At 71.9% G+C, this 22,449-nt stretch carries 21 protein-coding genes and 1 pseudogene; 11 read left to right on the top strand and 11 right to left on the bottom strand.

Going from position 1 to position 22,449, the window contains the following annotated elements; translation table 11 throughout:
• Window positions 1–49: 49 nt before the first annotated feature.
• From fmt to ABT360_RS19705, 6 genes are all read left to right on the top strand, one after another.
• Window positions 50–988 carry a methionyl-tRNA formyltransferase gene (gene fmt, locus ABT360_RS19680; RefSeq protein WP_351817766.1) on the top strand — a complete coding sequence of 313 codons (939 nt, stop codon included), beginning with the start codon at window positions 50–52 and terminating at the stop codon, window positions 986–988.
• Between the two features lie 91 nt (window positions 989–1,079).
• Window positions 1,080–2,501: an RsmB/NOP family class I SAM-dependent RNA methyltransferase gene (locus ABT360_RS19685; protein ID WP_351817713.1), complete on the top strand. Its 1,422-nt coding sequence runs from the start codon at window positions 1,080–1,082 to the stop codon at window positions 2,499–2,501.
• A gap of 110 nt (window positions 2,502–2,611) precedes the next feature.
• A complete protein-coding gene (rpe, locus tag ABT360_RS19690) occupies window positions 2,612–3,295 on the top strand; it encodes a ribulose-phosphate 3-epimerase (protein ID WP_351817716.1) in 684 nt (227 codons plus the stop codon).
• Window positions 3,296–3,380: 85 nt separating this feature from the next.
• Window positions 3,381–4,427 (top strand): sugar-binding transcriptional regulator, encoded by a 1,047-nt coding sequence (locus tag ABT360_RS19695; RefSeq protein ID WP_351817719.1) that lies wholly within the window; start codon window positions 3,381–3,383, stop codon window positions 4,425–4,427.
• Between the two features lie 228 nt (window positions 4,428–4,655).
• A complete protein-coding gene (locus ABT360_RS19700) occupies window positions 4,656–6,101 on the top strand; it encodes a GuaB1 family IMP dehydrogenase-related protein (RefSeq protein ID WP_351817722.1) in 1,446 nt (481 codons plus the stop codon).
• A 161-nt stretch (window positions 6,102–6,262) separates the two neighbouring features.
• Entirely contained in the window at window positions 6,263–7,111 is an 849-nt protein-coding gene (locus tag ABT360_RS19705; RefSeq protein ID WP_351817725.1) for an RNA polymerase sigma factor SigF, read from the top strand.
• Between the two features lie 299 nt (window positions 7,112–7,410).
• Here the strand turns inward: ABT360_RS19705 and ABT360_RS19710 are convergent, their stop codons facing one another.
• The 8 genes from ABT360_RS19710 to ABT360_RS19745 all read right to left on the bottom strand — a co-directional run bounded on the left by ABT360_RS19710 (window position 7,411) and on the right by ABT360_RS19745 (window position 13,548).
• Entirely contained in the window at window positions 7,411–7,776 is a 366-nt protein-coding gene (locus ABT360_RS19710; protein ID WP_351817769.1) for an ATP-binding protein, read from the bottom strand.
• Between the two features lie 56 nt (window positions 7,777–7,832).
• A complete protein-coding gene (locus ABT360_RS19715) occupies window positions 7,833–9,122 on the bottom strand; it encodes a PP2C family protein-serine/threonine phosphatase (RefSeq protein WP_351817728.1) in 1,290 nt (429 codons plus the stop codon).
• On the bottom strand, window positions 9,119–10,120 hold the full coding sequence (locus ABT360_RS19720; RefSeq protein WP_351817731.1) for a SpoIIE family protein phosphatase: 1,002 nt from the start codon (window positions 10,118–10,120) through the stop codon (window positions 9,119–9,121). The genes ABT360_RS19715 and ABT360_RS19720 overlap by 4 nt, the downstream gene beginning before the upstream one ends.
• Before the next feature lie 11 nt (window positions 10,121–10,131).
• Window positions 10,132–10,680, bottom strand: a complete 549-nt coding sequence (locus ABT360_RS19725; RefSeq protein WP_351817734.1) for an anti-sigma regulatory factor — start codon at window positions 10,678–10,680, stop codon at window positions 10,132–10,134.
• Window positions 10,664–11,074 carry an STAS domain-containing protein gene (locus ABT360_RS19730; protein ID WP_351817737.1) on the bottom strand — a complete coding sequence of 137 codons (411 nt, stop codon included), beginning with the start codon at window positions 11,072–11,074 and terminating at the stop codon, window positions 10,664–10,666. Before ABT360_RS19730 ends, ABT360_RS19725 begins: the two co-directional genes overlap by 17 nt.
• Window positions 11,071–11,976 (bottom strand): STAS domain-containing protein, encoded by a 906-nt coding sequence (locus ABT360_RS19735; protein ID WP_351817740.1) that lies wholly within the window; start codon window positions 11,974–11,976, stop codon window positions 11,071–11,073. The genes ABT360_RS19730 and ABT360_RS19735 overlap by 4 nt, the downstream gene beginning before the upstream one ends.
• A gap of 205 nt (window positions 11,977–12,181) precedes the next feature.
• On the bottom strand, window positions 12,182–12,412 hold the full coding sequence (locus ABT360_RS19740; protein WP_351817772.1) for a DUF5133 domain-containing protein: 231 nt from the start codon (window positions 12,410–12,412) through the stop codon (window positions 12,182–12,184).
• A 113-nt stretch (window positions 12,413–12,525) separates the two neighbouring features.
• Window positions 12,526–13,548, bottom strand: coding sequence for a GDSL-type esterase/lipase family protein (locus tag ABT360_RS19745; protein ID WP_351817743.1), 1,023 nt, complete (start codon window positions 13,546–13,548; stop codon window positions 12,526–12,528).
• Window positions 13,549–13,840: 292 nt separating this feature from the next.
• Here ABT360_RS19745 and ABT360_RS19750 point away from each other — a divergent pair, with 292 nt between their 5' ends.
• Both ABT360_RS19750 and ABT360_RS19755 read left to right on the top strand, forming a co-directional pair.
• A complete protein-coding gene (locus tag ABT360_RS19750; RefSeq protein WP_351817746.1) occupies window positions 13,841–15,304 on the top strand; it encodes an amino acid permease in 1,464 nt (487 codons plus the stop codon).
• A 10-nt stretch (window positions 15,305–15,314) separates the two neighbouring features.
• Window positions 15,315–15,770: an Lrp/AsnC family transcriptional regulator gene (locus ABT360_RS19755; RefSeq protein WP_064067061.1), complete on the top strand. Its 456-nt coding sequence runs from the start codon at window positions 15,315–15,317 to the stop codon at window positions 15,768–15,770.
• On the opposite strand, the gene ABT360_RS19760 is transcribed toward ABT360_RS19755, so the two are convergent.
• A complete protein-coding gene (locus ABT360_RS19760) occupies window positions 15,771–16,322 on the bottom strand; it encodes a Repetin (protein ID WP_351817751.1) in 552 nt (183 codons plus the stop codon).
• 287 nt (window positions 16,323–16,609) lie between these two features.
• Between ABT360_RS19760 and ABT360_RS19765 the strand changes: the two genes are divergently transcribed.
• A complete protein-coding gene (locus ABT360_RS19765; RefSeq protein WP_351817754.1) occupies window positions 16,610–17,407 on the top strand; it encodes a carbon-nitrogen hydrolase family protein in 798 nt (265 codons plus the stop codon).
• A gap of 45 nt (window positions 17,408–17,452) precedes the next feature.
• The gene (locus ABT360_RS19770; RefSeq protein ID WP_351817757.1) at window positions 17,453–19,147 is read left to right on the top strand and encodes a flavin monoamine oxidase family protein; all 1,695 of its coding nucleotides are present in this window, start codon (window positions 17,453–17,455) and stop codon (window positions 19,145–19,147) included.
• A 39-nt stretch (window positions 19,148–19,186) separates the two neighbouring features.
• Here ABT360_RS19770 and ABT360_RS19775 read toward each other — a convergent pair whose 3' ends face one another.
• Window positions 19,187–19,900 (bottom strand): DUF5995 family protein, encoded by a 714-nt coding sequence (locus tag ABT360_RS19775; protein ID WP_351817760.1) that lies wholly within the window; start codon window positions 19,898–19,900, stop codon window positions 19,187–19,189.
• A 156-nt stretch (window positions 19,901–20,056) separates the two neighbouring features.
• On the opposite strand from ABT360_RS19775, the pseudogene ABT360_RS19780 reads away from it, so the two are divergent.
• Window positions 20,057–20,638, top strand: a pseudogene (locus ABT360_RS19780) (glycoside hydrolase family 6 protein); the annotation flags it as partial.
• On the opposite strand, the gene ABT360_RS19785 reads toward ABT360_RS19780, so the two are convergent.
• Window positions 20,617–22,008: a uracil-xanthine permease family protein gene (locus tag ABT360_RS19785; protein WP_351817763.1), complete on the bottom strand. Its 1,392-nt coding sequence runs from the start codon at window positions 22,006–22,008 to the stop codon at window positions 20,617–20,619. The pseudogene ABT360_RS19780 and the gene ABT360_RS19785 overlap by 22 nt on opposite strands.
• Between the last annotated feature and the right edge of the window lie 441 nt (window positions 22,009–22,449).

Raw genomic sequence — 22,449 nt, forward strand, 5'->3', positions numbered from 1 at the left:
TGGTGCGTTGCCCACCACCGCCACCGGACAGACAGGCAGTCAGCCACTGATGAAGCTCGTCTTCGCAGGCACCCCCGAGGTCGCCGTACCCGCCCTGGACGCCCTGATCGCCTCGGACCGGCACGAGGTGGCCGCCGTCGTCACCCGGCCCGACGCCCCCGCCGGGCGCGGCCGCCGGCTCGTCGCCAGCCCCGTCGCCCAGCGCGCCGAGGAAGCCGGGATCGAGGTCCTCAAGCCGGCGAAGCCCCGCGACGAGGACTTCCTGGCGCGGCTGCGCGAGATCGCACCCGACTGCTGTCCGGTCGTCGCCTACGGCGCCCTGCTGCCGAAGCCGGCCCTCGACGTACCCGCGCACGGCTGGGTGAACCTGCACTTCTCGCTGCTCCCCGCCTGGCGCGGGGCCGCGCCCGTACAGCACGCGATCATGGCCGGGGACGAGGTGACCGGCGCGACGACCTTCCAGATCGAGGAGGGCCTGGACTCCGGCCCGGTGTACGGCGTCATCACCGAGGAGGTGCGCCCCACCGACACCAGCGGCGACCTGCTCACCCGGCTCGCCTTCGCCGGCGCGGGGCTGCTCGCCGCGACGATGGACGGCATCGAGGACGGCACCCTCAAGGCGGTGCCGCAGCCCGCGGAGGGCATCACCCTCGCCCCGAAGATCACCGTGGAGGACGCGCACCTCGACTGGACCGCCCCGGCGCTGCGCGTCGACCGCGTCGTACGCGGCTGCACCCCCGCACCCGGTGCCTGGACCGTCTTCCGCGGCGAGCGGCTGAAGGTCATCCAGGCCGCCCTCGTGCCCGACCGCACGGACCTGGCCCCCGGCGAGCTGTCGGCGGCCAAGAACAACGTGTACGTCGGGACCGGCTCGCACGCCGTCGAGCTGCTGTGGGTCCAGCCGCAGGGCAAGAAGCCGATGCGCGGAGCCGACTGGGCGCGGGGCGTCCGGATCGCCCCGGGCGAGAAAGCAGGGGCCGGCGCATAGCGCCGTCGGGCAAGGGCGGTGGTGGGAGACGGGTGGGCGGGACCGACGTAGGCTGAAAGGGATCGAATCTCACCGGAACGCGGAGCACCTTTTGAGCGAGCAGTCCCGTCGCCGTCCCCCCAAGCCGTACCGCCGTCCCAAGAAGGACCCCGTGCGGATCCTGGCGTTCGAGGCGCTGCGCGCCGTCGACGAGCGCGACGCGTACGCCAACCTCGTCCTGCCGCCGCTGCTGAAGAAGGCGCGGGAGAAGGAGGGGTTCGACGGCCGGGACGCGGCGCTCGCCACGGAGCTGGTGTACGGGACGCTGCGCCGCCAGGGGACGTACGACGCGATCATCGGGGCCTGCATCGACCGGCCGTTGCGCGAGGTGGACCCGCCCGTCCTGGACGTGCTCGCGCTGGGCGCGCACCAGCTGCTCGGGACGCGGATCCCCACCCACGCGGCCGTCTCGGCGAGCGTGGAGCTGGCGCGGGTGGTGCTCGGCGACGGGCGGGCCAAGTTCGTCAACGCCGTCCTCCGCAAGATCGCGCAGCAGGACCTCGACGCCTGGGTGCAGCAGGTGGCACCGCCGTACGACGAGGACGCCGAGGACCACCTGGCCGTGGTGCACTCGCACCCGCGCTGGATCGTCTCCGCGCTGTGGGACGCGCTCGGCGGCGGCCGCGCCGGCATCGAGGACCTCCTGGAGGCCGACAACGAGCGGCCCGAGGTCACGCTGGTGGCCCGCCCCGGCCGGTCCACCACCGACGAGCTGCTCGACGTGCTGGGCGACGAGGCGGGCCTGCCCGGCCGCTGGTCGCCGTACGCCGTACGGCTCGCCGAGGGCGGCGAGCCCGGCGCGATCGACGCCGTGCGGGAGGGCAGGGCGGGCGTCCAGGACGAGGGCAGCCAGCTCGTCGCGATCGCCCTCGCCAACGCCCCGGTCGACGGCCCCGACCAGCGCTGGCTCGACGGCTGTGCGGGCCCCGGCGGCAAGGCGGCCCTCCTGGGCGCCCTGGCCGCCCAGCGGGGCGCCGCCCTGCTCGCCTCCGAGAAGCAGCCGCACCGCGCCCGGCTGGTGGAGCGGGCGCTGTCCGGCAACCCGGGCCCGTACCAGGTCATCGCGGCCGACGGCACCCGCCCGCCGTGGCGCCCCGGCTCCTTCGACCGCGCCCTGGTGGACGTCCCGTGCTCCGGCCTGGGCGCCCTCCGCCGCCGTCCCGAGGCCCGCTGGCGCCGCCGCCCGGAGGACCTGGAGAGCTTCGGCCCGCTGCAACGCTCCCTGCTCACCGAGGCGTTGAAGGCCGTCCGGGTCGGCGGAGTGGTCGGGTACGCGACCTGCTCGCCGCACCTGGCCGAGACCCGGGTGGTCGTCGACGACGTCCTGAAGAGGCACGGCGGCGCCGAGCTGATCGACGCCCGGCCCCTGATGCCCGGCGTTCCCGCGCTCGGCGACGGGCCCGACGTCCAGCTGTGGCCGCATCTGCACGGCACGGACGCCATGTACCTGGCGCTGCTGCGGCGCACGGCGTGAGAGCGTGAGGACAGCGATACGCCGGGATTTGTGCCAAGTGTGACGGGTCCCGCCAAGGTCACGTGGGCATCGGGTAAAAGAAACCCCATGGGACATGGCAGGCTTGGCACATGGCCCAGATCAACCCCAGCATTCTGTCCGCCGATTTCGCCCGTCTCGCCGAGGAGGCCAAGGCGGTCGAAGGCGCCGACTGGCTCCACGTCGATGTCATGGACAACCACTTCGTGCCCAACCTGACCCTGGGCGTGCCCGTCGTGGAGTCGCTCAGCCGGGCGACGGACACCCCGCTGGACTGCCACCTGATGATCGAGGACCCCGACCGCTGGGCACCGCAGTACGTGGAGGCGGGGGCCGGCTCGGTCACCTTCCACGTGGAGGCGGCCGCCGCCCCGGTCCGGCTGGCCCGCGAGATCAGGGCCAAGGGGGCGCGGGCGTCGATGGCGCTGAAGCCCGCCACTCCCATCGAGCCGTACGAGGACCTGCTCCCCGAACTCGACATGCTCCTGATCATGACCGTGGAGCCGGGCTTCGGTGGTCAGGCGTTCCTCGACATCATGCTGCCCAAGATCCGCCGGACCCGGGAGCTGATCTCCAAGCACGGCCTCCAGCTGTGGCTCCAGGTGGACGGCGGTGTCTCGGCCGCCACGATCGAGCGCTGCGCGGAGGCCGGTGCCGACGTCTTCGTCGCCGGTTCCGCCGTGTACGGAGCAAAGGACCCGGCCGCCGCGGTGCGGGCCCTGCGCGAACAGGCCACCGCGGCGACGGCCACGGCGGCCTGGGCGTGCGGCCACTGAGCCACGGGTGAACCACGGGCAGATGAACGCAGCCCAACAGGACCGATCACGGACCGCCGGATCTGCAAGGATGGCGATCCGAAGTGTGAACAGCAGTGAGGAGATCGCGGTGTCTGCTATGTCGGCGGGACGGCCAGCCCTGCGGATGGGACCCGCGGAGCTGGTGCAGGCGGCGGCCATGGCCCGTCGCTTCTATCTCGAGGGCAAGTCCAAGATCCAGATCGCGGAGGAGTTCGGCGTCAGCCGCTTCAAGGTCGCGAGGGTCCTGGAGACCGCTCTGGAGCGTGACCTCGTACGCATCGAGATCCGGGTACCCGCCGAGCTCGACGCCGAGCGCTCCGACGCGCTCCGCGCCCGGTACGGGCTGCGTCACGCCGTCGTCGTCGAGTCCCCGCCGGAGGGCGAGGACGCCTCGCCGGACCCCGAGAACCTCGGCGAGGTGGCGGCCGACCTGCTCGGCGAGCTGGTGGCGGAGGGCGACGTCCTGGGGCTCGCGTGGGGCCGCTCCACGATTCACATGGCGGCCGCCCTCGACCGGCTGCCGCCCTGCACGGTCGTCCAGCTCACGGGTGTGTACGACGCCGGCACCGCCGAGCGCGGTTCGGTGGAGGCGGTACGGCGTGCCGCCCAGGTCTCCGGTGGCGAGGCGCACCCGATCTACGCGCCGATGCTGCTGCCCGACCCGGCGACCGCGGCGGCGCTGCGCAACCAGACCGGTATCGCCCGTGCCTTCGAATACTTCGACAAGGTCACCGTCGCGGCCGTGTCCATCGGTTCCTGGGAGCCGGGCATCTCGACCGTCCACGACATGCTCACGGACGAGGAGCGGGCGCACTACGCCTCGCTGGGTGTCGCGGCCGAGATGTCGGCGCACCTGTTCGACGCGAACGGGCGCAGGGTGGGGCGGGACCTGGGCGAGCGGTGCATCACGGTCGAGGCCGACCGGCTGCGGCGCATCCCGGAGGTCGTGGCCATCGCGGGCGGCCGGCGCAAGGCGGCGGCGATCGGCGCGGTGCTGCGGTCGGGGCTGGTGACCAGCCTCGTCACGGACACCATGGCGGCGGACTACCTCCTGACCGAGTTCACCCCCGGTCCCCGCCCGGCCCTGGACCGCGCGGACCCGGACGAGTAGCCCCTCGCCCGTGGCGCCCGCTCCGGAGCGGGGCTCACGGGCACCCCTGGCGGTAGCCGGTACCCGGCGGCCACCTGGGCTTGGAGGAAACTACCACTGCTCCTTCCAGGGCCTGTGGCTTTCGCCTGGGGCGTACGCGTGTGCGGGCATGGGAGAATGAAGTACGTGCGTTTTCCCCCCGGCTGAAATGCCCGGGGGCCAACTCCGAACGACTGGGATGTTCAGCACGTGCGTTTCCTCAATGACCTGAAGCCGCCGTACGACCTCACGTACGACGACGTATTCATGGTGCCTAGCCGCTCGGCCGTGGGCTCCCGCCAGGGCGTCGACCTGTCCTCCCCCGACGGCACCGGGACCACCATCCCGCTGGTCGTCGCCAACATGACGGCGATCGCCGGCCGCCGGATGGCCGAGACCGTCGCCCGGCGCGGTGGCCTCGTCGTCATCCCGCAGGACATTCCGATCGAGGTCGTCACCGACGTCGTCGCCTGGGTCAAGAGCCGTCACCACGTGCTCGACACCCCGATCGTCCTCGACCCGCACCAGACGGTCGCCGACGCGCTGTCGCTGCTCCCCAAGCGCGCGCACAACGCCGGTGTCGTCGTGGACGCCGACCAGCGTCCGATCGGTGTCGTCACCGACGAGGACCTGTCCGGGGTCGACCGCTTCACCCAGCTGTCCGAGGTCATGTCCAAGGACGAGCTGCTGCTGCTCGACGCGGACATCGACCCGCGTGAGGCGTTCAACACCCTCGACCACCACAACCGCCGCTACGCCCCGGCCGTGGACAAGGAAGGCCGCCTCGCCGGCATCCTGACCCGCAAGGGCGCGCTGCGCGCCACCCTCTACACGCCGGCCGTCGACGCGAACGGCAAGCTCCGCATCGCCGCCGCCGTCGGCATCAACGGCGACGTCGAGGGCAAGGCCAAGCAGCTCCTCGACGCGGGTGTCGACACGCTCGTCGTGGACACCGCGCACGGCCACCAGGAGTCGATGATCGCCGCGGTGAAGGCCGTCCGCGGCCTCGACCCGCAGGTGCCGATCGTCGCGGGCAACATCGTGGCCGCCGAGGGCGTGCGCGACCTCATCGAGGCCGGCGCGGACATCATCAAGGTCGGTGTGGGTCCCGGCGCCATGTGCACCACCCGCATGATGACCGGCGTGGGCCGCCCGCAGTTCTCCGCCGTCCTGGAGTGCGCCGCCGAGGCGAAGAAGTACGGCAAGCACGTGTGGGCCGACGGCGGTGTCCGCCACCCGCGCGACGTCGCCATGGCGCTCGCCGCCGGTGCGTCCAACGTGATGATCGGTTCCTGGTTCGCCGGTACGTACGAGTCCCCGGGCGACCTCCAGCAGGACGCCAGTGGCCGTCTGTACAAGGAGTCGTTCGGCATGGCGTCCAAGCGTGCCGTCCGCAACCGTACGAGCGAGGAGTCCGCGTACGACCGGGCCCGCAAGGCGATCTTCGAGGAGGGCATCTCCCACTCGCGGATGTTCCTCGACCCGTCCCGCCCCGGCGTCGAGGACCTGATCGACTCCATCATCGCGGGTGTGCGCTCCTCGTGCACGTACGCGGGTGCCGGTTCCCTGGAGGAGTTCGCCGAGAAGGCGATCGTGGGCGTCCAGAGTGCCGCCGGTTACGCCGAGGGCAAGCCGCTGCACGCCAGCTGGAGCTGACGCCCCGTCAGGTGTGCGTCGAAGTGGCCGTCCCTCGCCGTGTGCGAGAGGCGGCCACTCCGGTTTTTTCGCCTCCGGCCGAATTCGTGCGCGTGCTTATGGTTGAGGTGGGTACACGCGCCTTGCGAACGTACGGAAATGAAAGGGAGGGTGCAGTGTCCATGGCGACCACGATCTCGACCGGTTCCGCCCAGCAGACGGCCACCGATCTGCCGGAGATCCGGAACCCCGGCGAGGTGGCTCCGAAGGACGCGAAGGAGCTCTCGAAGCAGTTCTTCGACCGGCTCGCCGTCCTGGAGGAAGGCACCGAGGAGTACCAGTACGTACGCAACACCCTCATCGAGCTCAACCTCTCCCTGGTCAAGTACGCGGCCACGCGCTTCCGCAACCGGTCCGACCAGATGGAGGACATCATCCAGGTCGGCACCATCGGGCTGATCAAGGCGATCGACCGCTTCGACCTCAGCCGTGAGGTCGAGTTCACGACCTTCGCGATGCCGTGTGTGATCGGCGAGATCAAGCGGTTCTTCCGCGACACCAGTTGGTCGGTGCACGTGCCGCGGCGGCTCCAGGAGCTGCGCATCGACATCGCCCGTGCGACCGACGAGCTCTTCCAGCGCCTCGACCGCTCCCCGACCCCGGCCGAACTCGCCGAACACCTGGGGATGGAGGAGGAAGAGATCCTCGAAGGGCTCGTCGCCGCCAACGGGTACACCGCCGGCTCCATCGACCTGCCGCTCGACGACAGTGCCGACAACTCCTCCGAGACCCTCGGCGACCGGCTGGGCGAGCCGGACCGCGAGCTGGAGATCGTCGAGAACGTTCAGGCGCTGAAGCCGCTCATCGAGCAGTTCGACGAGCGGGACCGCCGCATCTTGCAGATGCGGTACGTGGACGAGATGACGCAGTCGGAGATCGGCGCCGAACTGGGTGTGTCACAGATGCATGTGTCCCGGCTGCTGTCGCGGATCACGGCACGGCTCAGGGAAGGGCTCCTGGCCGTGGACTGAACCCGCCGGCCGACCGCTCGGCGCCGACGCCCGGGGCACACCGCCCCGGGCGTCAGCGGTGCCGGGGAGGCAGGGGCGTAGCCTCAGGAAGCTCGGGCACCGGCTCGTTCCCGCGAGGCGCCCTCGTAGGCCCCGCCCTGAGCGGATGGCGGACGGTTGCCCACGCCTCCGGCCCGGTGACTGCGGCCCCGGCGCGACGGGACACGGAGTGTCCTGCCTACGGGAGCCTGCGTCCTGACCGGGCCGACGGCGTCGGCGCGACCCCCGGCCGGCTCAAGGACGTTCCTGGCGCCCGGCCGTCAGGCCGTCACCGCCGCGGAGGACCAGACCGCCCGGACCGTCTTGCCCGACGGGGTGGGGCGGACCTCCACCCGGCCCGCCAGTCGCAGGACCATGGGCCAGCCGAACCCGCCGCCATCACCGGTGAAGTCCGGTGTACGCGCCTCGGGGACGGCCGGGCTGGAGTCCTCCAGCTCCACGGTCAGCTCCTCGCGCTCGGCGCGCAGCCGAAGCCGCCACCAGCCGCGGGTGTGGCGCAGGGCGTTTGCCGTCAGCTCGGTGACGACCAGCTGCACCGCGTCCAGGTCCGCCCACGGGCAGTGCTCGGCCACGAAACGCGCGGCCGTGTCACGGGCCGAGGCGCAGTCGGCGTACGGCGAAATCATGACAACCACGAGCGGCTCCTTCATTCATCACCGCTCGCATACCCAGACCTCGTGCGTTAACCGCGGGCCTGGCGAGGATCCGCCCGCACCCGCCGCACGGTCAGGGCCACGGTGTCGTCGGGATGCAGGATCACCGTGTGCATGTCGTCCGCGATGGCCGCCGGGACCTCCTCTATCGGCCGGTGGCGATGGCGGCGTGCCGCCCGTGCCAGCCGCTGCTCGCCCTCGCGCGGGTCGCGGCGGCTCTCGGTCAGCCCGTCCGTGTAGAGCACCAGCAGGTCGCCGGGGTCGAGGCGGTCGCGCAGCAGCCGCTCGCTGCCGGGCAGCGGGAAGCCGATACCCCGGCCGCGTACCTCCAGCAGGGACGAGTCACCGTCCTCCCGGACGAGGAGGGCCGGCGGGTGGCTGCCGTTCGCCAGCACCAGCTCCCCGGTCTCCGGATCGAGCCGGACCAGCTGCACGGTCGCCATCAGCTCGTGGTCGAAGGTCGCGAGGACCTCGTCCGTCCTGGCGACGATCGACTCCAGGGGGTGGCCCTCCAGGGCGAGGGTGCGTACGGCGTGGGTGACGTTGAGCGCGCTGCGTGTACTGGTCAGGCCGTGGCCCAGGGCGTCCACCACCGTGATGTGCACGGTGCCGTCCGGCAGGACGAACCAGTCGTACAGGTCCCCGCCCGTCGGGGCGTACTTCTCCGCCGGCTCGTAGTGGACCGCCATCTCCAGACCGGGCACCCGTACCGGCGGCGGGCGCAGGGCGTCCTCCAGCTGGCGCAGTATCCGGCCGTGCGCCTGGCGCAGCTGCTCGTCGCGCTCCTCCAGCTGTACGTACAGGGCCAGCACGCCGCTGTTCGTCTCGGCCAGTTCGTGCTTGAGGCGCTGGTGGTCCTCGGCGAGTGCGTCCACCCGGTCGACGGCCGCGCTCAGCTCCTCCTCCAGCAGCTCGACCAGGCCGGGCGGATCGTCCCTGCACGGGTCCGTGGCGGACGGGAGGGGCACGGGGACCCGCCAGACGGCGGCCGTGCCGGGCAGCCGCTCCGCGGGCAGGGGGAGCCCCTCCAGTGACGGCCTGCGCGGTGCGTGCGGCAGGTGCAGCCGGACGACCAGCTTCCCCTCGGCCGGACCGTCCGGCCGCTCCTCCGACGAGCCCTCCGCGCGGTCGGCCGGCTGTGGCGGCACCGTCTCCAGCAGCACGGGCCGGCCGGCCGCGAGTTCACCGCCGGCCACCCGGGTCGCCGACAGCGCGAGCCGGTAGCGCAGTTCGACGGGCAGGCCCGCCCGGTGGGCGAGGCGGCGCAGGGCGCTGCGCAGCCCCGCGAGTGAGTGGAGGGTCGTGATCTGCGGTTTCATGCTTCTCTCCGCGCCGGGCCGAGGGTGAGGACGGTCGCGTCGTCCCGGCTGCGCCGGTGCTCGTGGACGAGGGCGCCGGCGAGCAGCGGGGCGGGCAGCCCGGCGAGGAACGGGGTCAGGGTGTGCGTCCAGCGGGCGTCGATGCCGTCACTGTGCAGCAGGGCGATGGTGCCCGGCTCGGCGGGAACCCGCTGTACCCGGGGCTCGGGCATGTTCCAGCCGACCACCCCCGGCTGGCCGCCGAAGCGCCGGCGGACCCCGTCGTGGCCCAGTAGCAGGGTGCGCACATTGCCCACCGAGCACTGCTCGATGCCCTGGGTCGACAGCCGCAGCAGTCCGACCGCCGCGCCCCGGCTGCGCCGCAGGGCACGATTCATCGTGCGCAGCAGCTGGGGCAGCGGCTGACCGGGGTCCCGGTGGAAGGCGCGCACGGCCAGCTCGGCTGCCTCGGCGGCGGGCTTGCCGTGCCCCAGCCCGTCCACGACGAGCGCGGTACGTACGTCTTCGGCGACGGCGAGGCCCCAGGAGTCCCCGCAGGCGGTCTCCCCGTCGGCGGGCACACGCACCGCGCCGACGCCCGGCGTCCCGTCGGCGGGCCCGGCGCCCGGTTCGCCCAGGCGGGCGGAGACGACGGTGCCCGTGCCCTCCCTCGTACGCACGGTGAACTCGTCCGCGATCCTGCGTACCGCGCCGAGGCCGGAGCCGAGCGTGCTGCTGGTGGTGTACCCGTCGGTGAGGCACTGCTCCAGGTCGGCCATGCCCGGGCCCCGGTCCACGGCGAGGATCTCCACGCCGGTGCGCAGCGGCAGCGGCTGGATGTACAGGGAGCCGTGCAGGGCGTGCTTGGCGACGTTGCCGGCCAGCTCGCTGGCGAGTACGGCGGCCTGGTCGGGCAGGGCTCCGGTGAGCCCCTGGTCCAGCGCCGTCCGGCGGGCGGTCGTGGCCGCGAGGTGGACGGCGCTGTAGTGGTCGACCGGGATGTGCGCGGTCACGGACATCGGCGAACCCATCAGCGGTCGTTCCAGCGCGTGACCACCACGGTGGTGCCCTCGCCGGGGGCGCTGTGGACCTGGAACTCGTGCATCAGCCGCCGGGCTCCGCCCAGGCCGTGGCCGAGCCCCGTCCCCGTGGTGAACCCGTCGGCGAGCGCCTGCTCCACGTCGGGGATGCCGGGGCCGTCGTCCCGGACCGTCAGCCGTAGGCCCTTGCGCCCGGACCGCGTCACGATCTGGATCTCCAGCGCGCCGCCGCCCCCGTGGACGTACGCGTTGCGTGCGAGCTCACTGGCGGCGGTGACGATCCTGGTCTGGTCGACGAGCCCGAAGCCGGCCTCCACGGTGGCGGCCCGCACGGCGTGACGCACCGTCAGGAGGTCCTCCTCGGAAGCGACGTTGTAACGGGAGCCGCCGCCATGACTCCCGGTGGGTGCCTCGGGGTCGGCGGACGCCCCGCCGGAGGTGCCGGACCGGCTGGACGTGACCGAGGAACCCGCCGCGGGGGAGCGCTGGGCGATCAGGTCGGCGCCCGGCGCCGCCACCCGTTCACCGTGGAGCGTCACGTCGGACCTCCCCCGGGGGTTGGGGCATGCGGTGCCAGCCGAGCGCGGTCAGGCCCTGCTCCGCGTTGAGGGCGGTTTCCACGCCGGTGAGCTGCAGCCCCAGCTCGACCAGGGTGATGGCGACCGCGGGCCGCATCCCGGCCACGATGACCCGGGCACCGAGGAGGCGGGCCATGGTGGTCAGTTCCATCAGGGTGCGCGCCACGAACGAGTCGATGATCTCCAACCGGGAGATGTCGATCAGGACACCCCGGGCGCCGTCGCCGACGATCCGCTCGGTGAGTTCGTCGGTGAAGGCCACCGCCGACTGGTCGTCGAGCTCGTTGAGCAGCCCGGTGATCAGCACGTCGCCGAGTCGCAGGATCGGTACGCCGGTGGCGCGAGGGGCCGTCACGCGGTCACCGGCCGTGCGGTGACCGGCCGTGCGGTGCCGGCGTCCTGGCCGACGGCGGGCTGGTCGGTCAGCTGGATGGCGGCTGCCAGGGCGTCGGCCAGCGTCGCGCGGGTCAGGATCGTCGACAGGTCGATGCCCAGCTGCGCGATGGTCTGGGCGATCGGCGGACGGATCCCGCTGATCACACAGTCGGCGCCCATCAGCCGCACCGCGTTCACCGTGTGCATCAGATGCTGGGCGACCGCGGTGTCGACGGCCGGCACACCGGTGATGTCGATGATGGCGACCTGTGCCTCGTGGTCCTGGATCGCCTGCAGCAGGCTCTCCATCACGACCTGCGTACGCGCCGTGTCCAGCGTGCCGATCAGCGGTACGGCGAGAACGTGCCGCCACAACCGGACCACCGGCGTGGAGACTTCGAGCAGCTGCCGGCTCTGCCGCTGGATGATCTCCTCGCGGCCCTCCACATACGTCTCGAACGAGAGCACACCGGCCGCGTCCAGCAGCCGGTTGACCAGGATGACGGCGGAGAACAGCTCGGCCGAGTCGCGAGTGGTGTGCTGTACGGCGGACAGCAGCGCCTCCTTGAGCGACAGCACGGCCATCGAGGTGGCGGTCGGGGAGGCGCCCGCCCGCGCGCGGCGCAGCGACAGCTCTATCACCGTCTGGCGCAGTTCGTTGCGGGACGCCACCAGGCGTTCCACCGGTACGTCGCTGGCCAGTCCCGCGGCGAGGGCGGAGATCAGCAGGTCGGCTTCCTCGCGCACCTCGTGCTCACTCATGTCCGTACTGAGCACCGCCTGCTCCAGCTGGAGGCGGACCCACCGGTCGGCGATCTCCTCCTCGCGCTCCCGCAGGGCCTCACAGAGGCGGTCCCGCACGCTCGATTCGCTGGTGTTCACAAGCACCTCTCGCAATCGGAAACGGGACGGGCGGGTTCCGCGGCGGGGCACCGGAAACGTCGGTGAGTCGGCCGCCCGGCCTGTTTCTCATGTTCAACGGCGGTTGGATCGTAGTGGCCCGGGGCGGCCGGAAGAAACGTGACTCCGCCGTGCTGACGCCGAGGGCGGCGACCGGAGAGTGCCGGTCGCCGCCCTCTCCGTCCGCTCAAACCGAGACCGGCGTCGCCGAGACGGCCGACGGTTCACCGGCCGCTGCGATCACCTGTCTGGCCACGGTCAGCGCGTCGCGTATGTCACGCGTACCGGTGGACACGCAGAGGGTGTAAGCGGTGTCCTCCCGTTGACGCCTGATCTTCGGGTCCGCCGAATCCGCGCTGGTGGCGGCCAGTTCCTCATACCTGGACACAAGTGTGCGCAGCATCGACGGATGCGGCATCAGCACGACAGAACCTCCTTCTGGACGGGAACCCGGGACGTGGGAGTCGGGAGCCGGAACGGGATGTCACCGGCCGAGGGCGCCCCTACCCCGCCTTCGCCGGGTCATTCCTCTCACGTTCGCGACAAGGCCCGTCCACTGAGCGACACCTCGCTCCGTACGGCCGCCGCGACCGCCGCGGCGACCCGCGCGTGCCCCGCGTCGTCCGGATGCAGGCCGTCCGCGAGGTTCCCGGGCTCGAGCAGGTCACGGCCGGGCAGCAGCGACAGCCGTCCGTCACCGGCCGCGATCAGGTCCCGGACGGCCTCCTCCATGGCGGTGCGCAGCTCGGCCAGCGTCGCGCCCAGGGCGTTGGCCGTGGACTCCGCCTCGGGGCGCAGCAGCGGCGAGAGCAGCAGCAGGGGCGTGTCCGGGTGGCCCCGGCGTACGAGGGTGATGAAGGCGCGGGTCGTCTCGTACAGCAGCGGAGCGGAGTGGGGGACGCCGGACCAGCAGTTCGTGCCGAACGCGAGGGTGAGGAGGTCGGCGGGGAGGGCGGCCAGCTGCTGGGCGGTGGACAGCTCGCCGCGCGCGGAGCCCGCGTACCCGAGGTTGACCGTGTCCACCCCGAGGGCGCGCCCCGCGACGGCGGGCCAGGCGTGGGCGGGACGGGTGGACCACCAGCCCTCCGTGATCGAGTCGCCGTGGACCAGCCAGCGTGGCCGCGGCGGAGCGGGGGAGAGGGTGCCGCCGACGGCCCGCAGCCCCAGGATCTCCGGAGCCTGGCTCTCGGGCGGATGAACGGTGAACGGCCCCGGCCCCGGCCCCGCGGGGAGCGGAATGGTGATCTCCGTCTCCTCCTCGGGGCGGCTGAACGTCTCGTGGACGCAGGCGTCGCCCTCCCACAGCGCGAAGCAGTGCGCCAGTTCCCGCAGCGCCTGGTTCCGCCCCGGTACGGCCGCGCGGTAACGGATCTCCATCGCCCGGGTGCCCGGCGACGCCGTGAACTCCAGGCGTACGCCGATGGGCAGCGCGGCACGCTCCGCGGTCTCCCACGGCAGCCGCGCCACCTGCGCCGGGTCGGCGCGCACCGCCCGGCCGCAGTCGTCCAGCCAGGCCGTACCGCGCAGAAAAGGCACCGGATCCTGCCAGGTCATACGGGTCTCCTCCGGTCGGTGAAATGCCTGCCCCGGACCCCCAATGTGTCGATTCGTGCGGCGGGGCGCAATGTTTCCCCGTCTGTGCCCCAAGCGCGCAATGATCATTCGCGGATGCGCAACAACCCTGCATTACGAGCGCGAAGCGCGCCCTTTAGGCTCGTGCCCCGTACCAGGAGTGGCGGTGACCGCCTGCTCGGCGGTTCCCTTCCCCCGTGGGTCGTCCCGACACGCCCACGAACCGCCGCAGGTCGCCCTCCCCCCGACCCGCAGCGATGAAGGAGCCTCCGCAGTGCTGGACCAAGGCACAGCCCCTCCCGCCACCGAGCCGACCGCCCCCAAGGCGCCCAGGCTCTCCGCCCTCACCCGCCGCAAGCCGGTGGATGTGCTGGTCGCAGAGGGTGGCCAGGGTGAGGGCGGTTCGCTCCGCCGCTCACTCTCCATGTGGCAGCTGACCATGATCAGCATCGGTGCCACGCTCGGCACCGGCATTTTCGTCGTCCTCGGCGAAGCCGTCCCGCTGGCCGGCCCGGCCGTCACGCTCGCCTTCGTCTTCGCCGGGCTCACGGCGCTCTTCTCGGCCCTGTCCTACGCCGAACTGGCCGGCACCATCCCCGTCGCCGGCTCCTCGTACTCGTACGCGTACGCAACGATGGGTGAACTCGTCGCCTGGGTGTGCGGCTGGTGCCTGCTCCTGGAGTACGGCGTGTCCGTCGCCGCCGTGGCGGTCGGCTGGGGCGACTACCTCAACCAGCTCCTCGACGGCACCATCGGCGTGACCCTGCCCGAGGTGCTCACCGCGCCGCCCGGCGAGGGCGGCGTGTTCAACCTGCCGGCCCTGATCGTCGTCGTGCTGGCGATGCTCTTCCTGCTCGGCGGCGCCAAGGAGTCGGCCCGCGCCAACACGATCATGGTGGTCGTCAAGATCGCCGCGCTCGTGCTGTTCTGCGCCATCGGCTTCATGGGCTTCAACTCCGGCAACTACTCCGACTTCATGCCGCTCGGCGCCGGCAGCGTCGGCGCGGCGGGCGCGATCCTCTTCTTCTCGTACATCGGTTTCGACGCCGCCTCCACCGCGGGTGAGGAGGCCAAGGACCCCAAGCGGGACCTGCCGAAGGCGATCATGCTCTCGCTGGTCATCGTCACCGCCCTGTACGTGCTGGTCGCGGCCGTCGCCGTGGGCGCCTGGGACTGGAAGAAGTTCGAGGGCTCCGAGGCGTCCCTCGCCGCGATCATGAACGATGTCACCGGCCAGAGCTTCTGGGGCACCCTGCTCGCCGCCGGCGCGGTCATCTCCATCGCCAGCGTCGTCCTCACCGTGCTCTACGGCCAGACCCGCATCCTGTTCGCCATGTCCCGCGACGGTCTGGTGCCCAAGGTCTTCGGCAAGGTCAACCCCAAGACCGGCACCCCGCGGGCCAACACGGTGCTCGTCTCGCTGTTCTGCGGCGTCCTCGCCGCCGCCGTCCCGCTGGGCGAGCTCGTCAACGCCACCAGCATCGGCACGCTGTTCGCCTTCGCCCTGGTCAACATCGCGGTCGTCGTCCTGCGCTACACCAGGCCGGAGCTCCAGCGCAGCTTCAAGGTGCCGTTCGGCCCGGTCTTCCCCGTGCTCGGCTTCCTGTTCTGCGGCTACAGCATGTACAGCCTCGACATGATCACCTGGGTCTACTTCGGTGTCTGGATGGCCGTGGGTCTCGTGGTCTACTTCGTGTACGGCATGCGCCGCTCCCGATTGGCCACAGCAGAGAAGTGACCCACCCGTCGTGCGACTGAACGATCTCGACGAACGCATCGTCCACGCCCTCGCGGAAGACGCCCGCCGTTCCTACGCCGACATCGGCTCGCTCGTCGGCCTGTCCGCGCCCGCCGTCAAGCGGCGCGTGGACCGACTGCGCGCCGAAGGCGCCATCACCGGGTTCACCGTCCGGGTGGACCCGGCGGCGCTCGGCTGGGAGACCGAGGGCTTCATCGAGATCTACGCACGCGGCAACACCTCGCCCGAGACCATCCAGCGCGGTCTCGAGCGGTACCCGGAGGTCGCGGCCGCGTCCACCGTCACCGGTGACGCGGACGCGATCGTCCAGGTCTTCGCCTCCGACATGCGCCACTTCGAGCGCGTGCTGGAGCGGATCGCGGGCGAGCCGTTCGTGGAGCGCACCAAGTCGGTGCTGGTGCTCTCGCCGCTGCTGCGGCGCTTCTCCTCCGGCTCGCCGGCCTAGTCAGTCCGACGGGTACTCCGGGTACCACGGCAGCACCCGGAAGTCGCCGGTGCCGTGCTCGACCTTCTCGAAGGGCGCGGCGCTCATGCACTTCGGCAGCTTTCTGGTCTCCTCCGGCTCCGAGCCGATCCAGCTGTAGCCCAGCCGGTCGTGCCTGCCCTGGTCGTGCACCGAGATCCCCACGCGCTTGCCCTTGAACGGCGTGTCGGAGTCGGTGACGACACCGGTCACGACCGCCACCCTGCCGCCCGTGACCAGGCAGTCCACCCGGGCCTTCGCCCAGCCGGACGTGCCGTCCGGGAAGACGTGCCGGAAGCCGAACGTGCCGGTCGCCGCCTCCGGGTCCATGTTGTCCTCCGCTGCCAGGTGCGCGTCGAACGTGAAGGTGATGTCGTCACCGGCCGGCCGGTACAGCTTCGCCGTGCCGGTGAGCGCGGCCGCCTCCCGCGGCCCGGCGCCCGCCCCGTCCCCGGAGGCGACGGCGGAGCCCGCGGCCCCGGCGGTGAGGAGCAGGGTCGCGCCAATGGCGGCGATCTTCGTACGACGGTTCATGGTGGGCCCTTTCCGCAGGTGACCGGACGTCCACCACTGTTCCGCGCACCCCTGCCGCTCCACATCGCTCGCCGGTCGCGACCGTCCTCCGCCGGATGGCGGGGACCGGCGTCCGCCCCCGGAAGGACGACCGCGCAATGAATCACCGGGCAGGACCCCATCCGCGCAACAGATCGATCGTCGGTCCGCAACGGTCACGCCTTGTCCCGGAAGAACACCGGACCGTACCGTTTTGAACGTCTCCTGACGCCTTTCCCTCCCGCCACGCACCCGACCGAGGTCTGCCGATGCCGCCGCTGCGCACCGCCCTGCTCCAGAGCTCCGGACAGCCCGGTGACGTCGCCGCCAATCTCAAGGTCCTCGACGAGGCCGCCGCCCGTGCCGCCGCCACCGGTGCCGCCCTGCTGGTCGCCCCCGAGATGTTCCTGACCGGGTACGCGATCGGCGACGGCGTCGCCCGGCTGGCCGAGCCCGCCGACGGCGACGGTGCCGACGCCGTCGCCGACATCGCCGAGCGCCACGGCCTCGCCATCGCGTACGGCTACCCCGAGCGCGACGGCGACCAGGTGTACAACTCCGCGCAGCTGATCGGGCCGGACGGCACCCGGCTCCTCGGCTACCGCAAGACCCACCTCTACGGCGGCTTCGAGACCGACTCGTTCACGCCCGGCGACCAGCCGGTCGTCCAGGCGGAGCTCGGCGGAGTGCGCGTCGGCCTGATGATCTGCTACGACGTGGAGTTCCCCGAGAACGTCCGGGCGCACGCCCTGGCCGGCACCCAGCTCCTGCTGGTGCCCACCGCCCTGATGCATCCCGCCGAAGTCGTCGCCGAGTCGGTCGTACCGGTGCGCGCCTTCGAGAACCAGATCTACGTCGCGTACGCCAACCGGTCCGGCCCCGAGGGCGACTTCGAGTTCGTCGGCCTGTCCGCCCTGGCCGGCCCCGACGGCACGGCCCGCGCACGCGCCGGACGCGGCGAGGAACTGGTCGTCGGTGACGTCGACCCGGAGTTCCTGACCACCTCGCGCGAGGGCAACCCGTACCTGCGCGACCGCCGCCCCGGCCTCTACACCTCCCTCGTCTGAGCCTCCCGCCCCTCCCGAAGCTTTCCCGCAAGGAGCCCGTACCCCATGACGTCCACGGTGCCCACCGCCGTCCAGCACACCGACGCGCAGCCGCCGATCACCATGTTCGGTCCGGACTTCCCGTACGCGTACGACGACTACCTGGCCCACCCGGCCGGACTCGGACAGATACCCGCGACCGAGCACGGCACCGAGGTCGCCGTCATCGGCGGCGGACTGTCCGGCATCGTCGCCGCGTACGAGCTGATGAAGATGGGCCTCAAGCCCGTCGTCTACGAGGCCGACCAGATCGGCGGCCGGCTGCGCACCGTCGGCTTCGAGGGCACCGGCACGGAGGGGCTCACCGCCGAGATGGGCGCCATGCGCTTCCCGCCCTCCTCGACCGCGCTCCAGCACTACATCGACCTCGTGGGCCTTCAGACCCGGCCGTTCCCGAACCCGCTGGCCGAGGCCACCCCGTCGACCGTCGTCGACCTCAAGGGCGAGTCGCACTACGCCGAGACCATCGACGACCTGCCGCAGGTCTACCGCGACGTGGCCAAGGCCTGGAACGCCTGCCTGGAGGAGGGCGCGGACTTCTCCGACATGAACCGCGCCATGCGCGAGCGTGACGTCCCGCGCATCCGCGAGATCTGGGCCAAGCTCGTCGAGAAGCTCGACAACCAGACCTTCTACGGCTTCCTGTGCGAGTCCGAGGCGTTCAAGTCCTTCCGGCACCGCGAGATCTTCGGCCAGGTCGGCTTCGGCACCGGCGGCTGGGACACCGACTTCCCCAACTCCATCCTGGAGATCCTCCGCGTCGTCTACACCGAGGCCGACGACCACCACCGCGGCATCGTCGGCGGCTCGCAGCAGCTGCCGCTGCGCCTGTGGGAGCGCGAGCCGGAGAAGATCGTCCACTGGCCGCTCGGTACGTCGCTGAAGTCCCTGCACGAGGGCGACCCCAAGCCCGCCGTCACGCGCCTGCACCGCACCGCCGGCAACCGCATCACCGTCACCGACGCGAACGGCGACATCCGCACCTACCAGGCGGCGATCTTCACCGCCCAGTCCTGGATGCTGCTGTCCAAGATCGCCTGTGACGACTCGCTGTTCCCCATCGACCACTGGACGGCGATGGAGCGCACCCACTACATGGAGTCGTCCAAGCTGTTCGTCCCGGTCGACCGGCCCTTCTGGCTGGACAAGGACGAGGAGACCGGCCGTGACGTCATGTCGATGACGCTCACCGACCGGATGACCCGCGGTACGTACCTGCTGGACGACGGCCCGGACAAGCCCGCCGTCATCTGCCTGTCGTACACGTGGTGCGACGACAGCCTGAAGTGGCTGCCGCTCTCCGCCAACGAGCGCATGGAGGTCATGCTCAAGTCGCTCGGCGAGATCTACCCGAAGGTCGACATCCGCAAGCACATCATCGGCAACCCGGTGACCGTGTCCTGGGAGAACGAGCCCTACTTCATGGGCGCCTTCAAGGCCAACCTCCCCGGCCACTACCGCTACCAGCGGCGCCTGTTCACCCACTTCATGCAGCACCGGCTGCCCGAGGACAAGCGGGGCATCTTCCTCGCGGGCGACGACATCTCCTGGACGGCCGGCTGGGCCGAGGGCGCCGTACAGACCGCGCTGAACGCCGTGTGGGGCGTCATGCACCACTTCGGCGGTGCGACCGACGCCACCAACCCCGGTCCGGGTGACGTCTACGACGAGATCGCCCCGGTGGAACTGCCGGAGGACTGACGGTCGTCGGAGCAGTGGGGCGGAACGCCGTGCGAGCCGTCAGCCGCCGCACGGTGTGAGCGGCGTCAGCAGCATCCGCCCCACCAGCCCCACGGAGCGGTCGAGGCGTTCGGTGAACTCCTCGGCCAGCTCCGGCAGCCCGCCCAGCCGGCGCAGCTGCCACAGGGAGCGGGCCGCGAGCCACGCCCCGTCCCGGGCCCGCTCCAGGCTCCAGCAGCCCAGCAGGTGCGTCAGCGGGTCGGCGATCTCCAGCAGGTCCGGCCCCGGCATCAGCTCCTCACGGATGCGCTCCTCCAGCAACGTGAGGATGTCGCCCACCCGCTCGAACTCGCCCTCCAGGTCGGCCGGTTCGCAGCCGAGCGTACGACAGGCGTCCACCACGGCCAGCGCCAGGTCGTGCCCGATGTGCGCGTTGATACCGGACAGCGCGAACTGCAGCGGGCGTACCCCGGGGTGGCGCCGGTACTGGAACAGCGGCCGCCAGCACGCAGGCGGCCGCCCGCCCGCGGCGACCGCGTCGACGGCCATGAGATAGCGCTCCGCGAAGCGGACGTCCAGCGTGGCGGCGGCCCGCCGGTCGGCGAACTCGCCCGCGTCGATACGCCGGTCGATCTCCTCCGTGACGGTGAGGTAGACCCGGTTGAACACCGCCACCCCGTCCGACGCCGGCCACAACTCGCGGAACGCGCGCATCCGCGTCACCACCGGACCGACCGCCGACGGGGCCGACGAGAACTGCTCGATCTGCGCCATGGGGGCAGCGTCCCAGTAGGTAGGCTCTCGGTGGTGTCATCGCGCCGGGCTTCCCCGAAACGGGGGAACGATCCGCCCGGGCGAGCACCCCGGGGGAGGGGGAACGCACGCTGTCAGGCGTGCGCGCACAGCGCCGGACGGAACGGAACCAGCAGCGACGGGTGGATACGGGACTTCGCCGAAGGGCTCGGCAGCGGGCCGGTCATCGTCGTCCTGGAACCCGACTCGATCGCGCTCGCCGACTGCCTCTCGTCCGGTCAGCGCGCAGCCCGGTACGCCTCGCCGGCCCGGGCGGGCAAGACGCTCAGGGCCGCCAACCCGAGGGCCAAGGTGTACTTCGACGCCGGCCACTCCGGCTGGCACTCGGCGGCGAAGATGGCCGGCGCCCTGCGCGAGGCGGGCGCCGCGACCAGCAGCGACGGCATCTTCACCAACGTGTCCAACTTCCACGGCACCGCCGCCGAGGCCTCCTGCGCCCGGCGCGTGCTCGCCGCGCTCGGCGGTCCGTCCCACCTGGGCGCCGTCATCGACACCAGCCGCAACGGCAACGGCGCCCCGGCGCCCGGCGAGTGGTGCGACCCGGCGGGCCGGGCACTGGGCCGGACGCCGACGACCCGGACCGGCGAGGCCCGGATCGACGCCCACCTGTGGATCAAGCTGCCGGGCGAGTCGGACGGCTGCTCGGGCTCGGCCGGGGAGTTCTCCGCCGAGTACGCCTACGACTTGGCGACCGGCTGAGCACCTTCGTAGGAACTCGTGCCCGCGTCCAGCAGGGGCTCCTGCTCCTTGAGATGCGCCGGGGCGAAGGCCCGCAGGACGTGGTAGCCGGTGATCACGACGATCGTGCCGAGCGCGATGCCGCCCAGCTCGAAGTTGTCGGTGATCTTCAGGCTCACACCGCCGACGCCGATGATGATGCCCGCGGCGGCGGGGACGAGGTTCAGGGGGTTGCGCAGGTCGACCTTGGCGTTGATCCAGATCTGCGCGCCCAGCAGGCCGATCATGCCGTAGAGGATGACGGTGATACCGCCGAGCACACCGCCGGGGATGGCGGCGACGACGGCGCCGAACTTGGGGCACAGGCCGAACAGCAGCGCGAAGCCGGCGGCGGCCCAGTAGGCGGCCGTCGAGTAGACGCGGGTGGCGGCCATGACGCCGATGTTCTCGGAGTACGTGGTGTTCGGCGGGCCGCCCACGGCGGTGGACAGGATCGACGCGGCGCCGTCGGCGGCGATGGCGGTGCCGAGCTTGTCGTCGAGCGGGTCGCCGGTCATCTCGCCGACGGCCTTGACGTGTCCGGCGTTCTCCGCGACCAGCGCGATGACCACCGGCAGGGCGACGAGGATCGCCGACCACTCGAAGGCCGGGGCGTGGAAGGACGGCAGACCGATCCAGTCGGCCTTCGCCACACCGGACAGGTCCAGACGCCAGTGGTCGACGGCCTCGGCGCCGCCCAGCGGGGAGTGGATCTTGCCGAAGGCCAGGTCCAGCACCCAGGACAGGGCGTACCCGAAGACCAGGCCCAGGAAGATCGCCACCCGTGACCAGAAGCCGCGCAGGCAGACGACGGCGAGGCCGGTGAACAGCATCACCAGCAGCGCGGTCCACTGGTCCTGCGGCCAGTACGTCGACGCCGTCACCGGCGCCAGGTTGAAGCCGATCAGCATGACGACGGCGCCGGTCACGATCGGCGGCATCGCCGCGTGGATGATCCGCGCGCCGAACCGCCGTACCGCCAGCCCCGCCAGGAACAGCACGGCGCCGACCACCAGCACCGCCCCGGTGACGGTGGCGCTGTCCCCGCCGGACGCCCGGACGGTCGCCGCCACGCCCACGAAGGAGAGCGAGCAGCCCAGGTAGCTGGGGACCTTGCCGCGCGTGGCGAGCAGGAAGATCACCGTGGCGACGCCCGACATCATGATCGCCAGATTGGGGTCGAGCCCCATCAGGACCGGCGCCACGAACGACGCGCCGAACATGGCCACCACGTGCTGCGCGCCGAGTCCGGCCGTACGGGGCCAGGACAGCCGCTCGTCGGGGCGGACCACGGCTCCTGGAGCGGGTGTCCGTCCGTCGCCGTGCAGGGTCCAGCGCACGCCGAGGTTCATGGGGGGTGACTCCACTTCTCCGGTTCGGGGACGACCGCGCCGCGCGACCGGGCCCCGGCCGGGGAGAGGCCGAAAAAGACCAGCCGCCATGGTAATCCGACACCAGTACGCCAGGGGCGCGCCCTTGTACGGGGCATCAGCCCCGGGCCGGCGACCCGTGAGACGCCAGCGGCACGAGCCCCGGGGCCGGGGCCGGAGCTGGAGCTGGGCGGGGGAGCCGCGAACCCGTGCCGGGGCGGGCCGGGGTCGCGGCCGGGGCGGGGTCGCTGCCCGGGCGGGGGCTGGGGCGGCCGGCGGGCCGGGCTGTGGCCGTGCGAACCGCGAGGCGCGGGCTCCGCCCTAGGGGCTTTCGTTTGGATCAGGCTGGATCAGGGAGTGGCGTCTGGTGCCGTGCATCGCAAGGCGGAGGAGGGAGCCACTGCGGAGCATTGGCGACCGACG

Source organism: Streptomyces sp. NPDC000229 (genome assembly GCF_040300825.1).
Lineage (GTDB): Bacteria > Actinomycetota > Actinomycetes > Streptomycetales > Streptomycetaceae > Streptomyces.

What these genes read in the sequence shown, in the direction of transcription:
- ABT360_RS19710 (WP_351817769.1), bottom strand. Translation starts at nt 7,776, where the DNA reads ATGATTTCGCCGTACGCCGACTGCGCCTCGGCCCGTGACACGGCCGCG.
- ABT360_RS19775 (WP_351817760.1), bottom strand. Translation starts at nt 19,900, where the DNA reads ATGGCGCAGATCGAGCAGTTCTCGTCGGCCCCGTCGGCGGTCGGTCCG.
- ABT360_RS19705 (WP_351817725.1), top strand. Translation starts at nt 6,263, where the DNA reads ATGGCGACCACGATCTCGACCGGTTCCGCCCAGCAGACGGCCACCGAT.
- ABT360_RS19765 (WP_351817754.1), top strand. Translation starts at nt 16,610, where the DNA reads ATGCCGCCGCTGCGCACCGCCCTGCTCCAGAGCTCCGGACAGCCCGGT.
- ABT360_RS19785 (WP_351817763.1), bottom strand. Translation starts at nt 22,008, where the DNA reads ATGAACCTCGGCGTGCGCTGGACCCTGCACGGCGACGGACGGACACCC.
- ABT360_RS19740 (WP_351817772.1), bottom strand. Translation starts at nt 12,412, where the DNA reads ATGCCGCATCCGTCGATGCTGCGCACACTTGTGTCCAGGTATGAGGAA.
- ABT360_RS19720 (WP_351817731.1), bottom strand. Translation starts at nt 10,120, where the DNA reads ATGTCCGTGACCGCGCACATCCCGGTCGACCACTACAGCGCCGTCCAC.
- ABT360_RS19770 (WP_351817757.1), top strand. Translation starts at nt 17,453, where the DNA reads ATGACGTCCACGGTGCCCACCGCCGTCCAGCACACCGACGCGCAGCCG.
- ABT360_RS19715 (WP_351817728.1), bottom strand. Translation starts at nt 9,122, where the DNA reads ATGAAACCGCAGATCACGACCCTCCACTCACTCGCGGGGCTGCGCAGC.
- fmt (WP_351817766.1), top strand. Translation starts at nt 50, where the DNA reads ATGAAGCTCGTCTTCGCAGGCACCCCCGAGGTCGCCGTACCCGCCCTG.
- rpe (WP_351817716.1), top strand. Translation starts at nt 2,612, where the DNA reads ATGGCCCAGATCAACCCCAGCATTCTGTCCGCCGATTTCGCCCGTCTC.
- ABT360_RS19760 (WP_351817751.1), bottom strand. Translation starts at nt 16,322, where the DNA reads ATGAACCGTCGTACGAAGATCGCCGCCATTGGCGCGACCCTGCTCCTC.
- ABT360_RS19745 (WP_351817743.1), bottom strand. Translation starts at nt 13,548, where the DNA reads ATGACCTGGCAGGATCCGGTGCCTTTTCTGCGCGGTACGGCCTGGCTG.